The sequence below is a fragment of the Synechococcus sp. R55.7 genome, from assembly GCF_047461955.1.
Classification (GTDB): Bacteria; Cyanobacteriota; Cyanobacteriia; order Thermostichales; family Thermostichaceae; genus Thermostichus.
Window position 1 is genome coordinate 1 of sequence record NZ_JANSIC010000316.1, and the last position, 1,923, is coordinate 1,923.

The 1,923-nt window shown below is 57.7% G+C and carries 1 protein-coding gene and 1 pseudogene; one reads left to right on the forward strand and one right to left on the reverse strand.

What is annotated here, in order from left to right; translation table 11 throughout:
• Positions 1–1,521, forward strand: a 1,521-nt coding sequence (locus NW820_RS12105; protein ID WP_414407613.1) for a phytoene desaturase family protein, incomplete at its 5' end; no start/stop codon positions are given.
• Between the two features lie 59 nt (positions 1,522–1,580).
• Here NW820_RS12105 and NW820_RS12110 read toward each other — a convergent pair.
• A pseudogene (locus NW820_RS12110) lies at positions 1,581–1,923 on the reverse strand (hypothetical protein); the annotation flags it as partial.

Here is a 1,923-nt window from a genome sequence, read left to right on the forward strand (position 1 = left end):
AACGGGCTGGTGAGCGCTTGCTATTTGGCCAAAGCGGGGCAAAAAGTGCTAGTGCTGGAGCGCTATCACACCGTTGGTGGTGCTGCCATTACGGAAGAAATTCACCCAGGCTTTCGCGTGTCGGTGGCTTCCTATTCCTGTAGTTTGCTGCGACCGGAGATCATCCGCGATCTGCGCCTGCCGGACTATGGCTTTGAGGTCTATGCCAAGCAACCTTCCTACTTCATGCCCTTCCCGGATGGGCAGCACCTCTTCCTGTATGCCGATAACCGCGCCAAGAGCAAAGCGGAAATTGCCAAGTTTTCCCGCAAAGATGCGGAAGCCTACGACCGCTGGGAGGAGTTTTGGGATCGGGTGAACGAGGTGGTGGAGCCAACCTTAATGCAGCCGCCGATTTCACTGGGCCAACTGGCGGATCGCTTTGCAGCTGCTGGGTATGAGGACGATTTCCGCCGCATCATGCTCCTCTCGACCACTGATCTCCTGGATGAGTTCTTCGAGTCGGAGCAGGTCAAGGCGGCGATGGCTCCCCAATCTTTGATCGGCACCTCTGCCGGGCCGATGACTCCGGGTACGCCCTACATCTGGCTAGTCCATGCGGTAGGTCGGGCCATTGGCTCGCGTGGGGTCTGGGGCTATGTGCGCGGTGGGATGGGATCCATTACCCAAGCGATGGCCAAGGCAGCTCTGGACTTAGGGGTGGAGATCCGCACGTCTGCTCCAGTGGCGGAGATCTTGATGGAGAGTGGGCAGGCCGCTGGGGTTATCCTCGAATCGGGGGAAACCGTGCGGGCGCGGGCGGTTCTCTCCAATGCCCATCCCCAGATCACCTTTTTGCGACTCTGCTCCTCTTTGCCCCCAGACTTGCGTGACCGGCTAGAACGGCACTACCGCACCTCAGGCCCGGTGTACAAGCTCAATTTGGCCCTGGAAGAATTGCCTCGCTACACAGCGGCCCCTGCTGAAGTGCCCCCAGAAGTTGTCAGTTCCGCCACGGTAGACATTGCTCCCTCGGTGGCCTATCTGGAGCGGGCTTGGGATGACTGCAAGTACGGGATCCCTTCCCGGGATCCGTTTATCGAGATCTACAGCCAATCCCCCACCGACCCGACAATGGCTCCCCCAGGCAAGCACATCCTCTCCTGTTTCTGTCAGTTTGTGCCTTACCAACCCAAAGGGCGAGACTGGAACGATGGCCTGCGGGAAGAATTTGCCGATCGGGTAATCGACAAAATTGCCCAATTTGCCCCCAACATTAAAAACGCCGTGATCGCACGGCAGATGTTGTCGCCCGTGGATCTGGAGGCCCGCTTCGGCCTTGTGGGGGGCAGCATTTTTCACGGGGAAATGACGCCGGATCAAAGCTACAACCTGCGGCCCATCTCCGGCCTGGCCGACTATCGATCCCCCATTCCCGGCCTTTACCTCTGCGGTTCAGGGGCGCACCCAGGAGGCGGAGTGACCGGGATCCCTGGCCACAACTGCGCACAGGTGGTGCTCAGCGATCTACCCAAGCTCTGACCGACGAAAAGGCCAAGCCAGAGCGGATCCCTGCTCTGGGATCAAACGGGTTGCCTGGGTTACAGGCGTACCTCAGTTCCCTCAAAGAACCCACGGATGATTAAGATAGTTCCAGTTGGGTCTGGAGTAAGAGTGTTAGTAGGGAATTGCTGTTCCAAAAACCACTGGCCGGAAATGCGATCAGCAGAGGTCGTTGAATCGAAGACAAGGTTCAGATTTCCTCTTTGTGTTCCCCCACCAATATCAAGCCGGTTAAACGGCCCTGATAACTGTGCTCCGGCCAAGGTGCGGAAGAGGAAATCCCCCGTTGCAGGCACGATGCCCTGCAAAACAACTGGAGCATCCTCGCCTCCTTCCCTTTCAGTTCGTAATGAGAAAAAGTAATCAAAGGCTGTAGGAGCA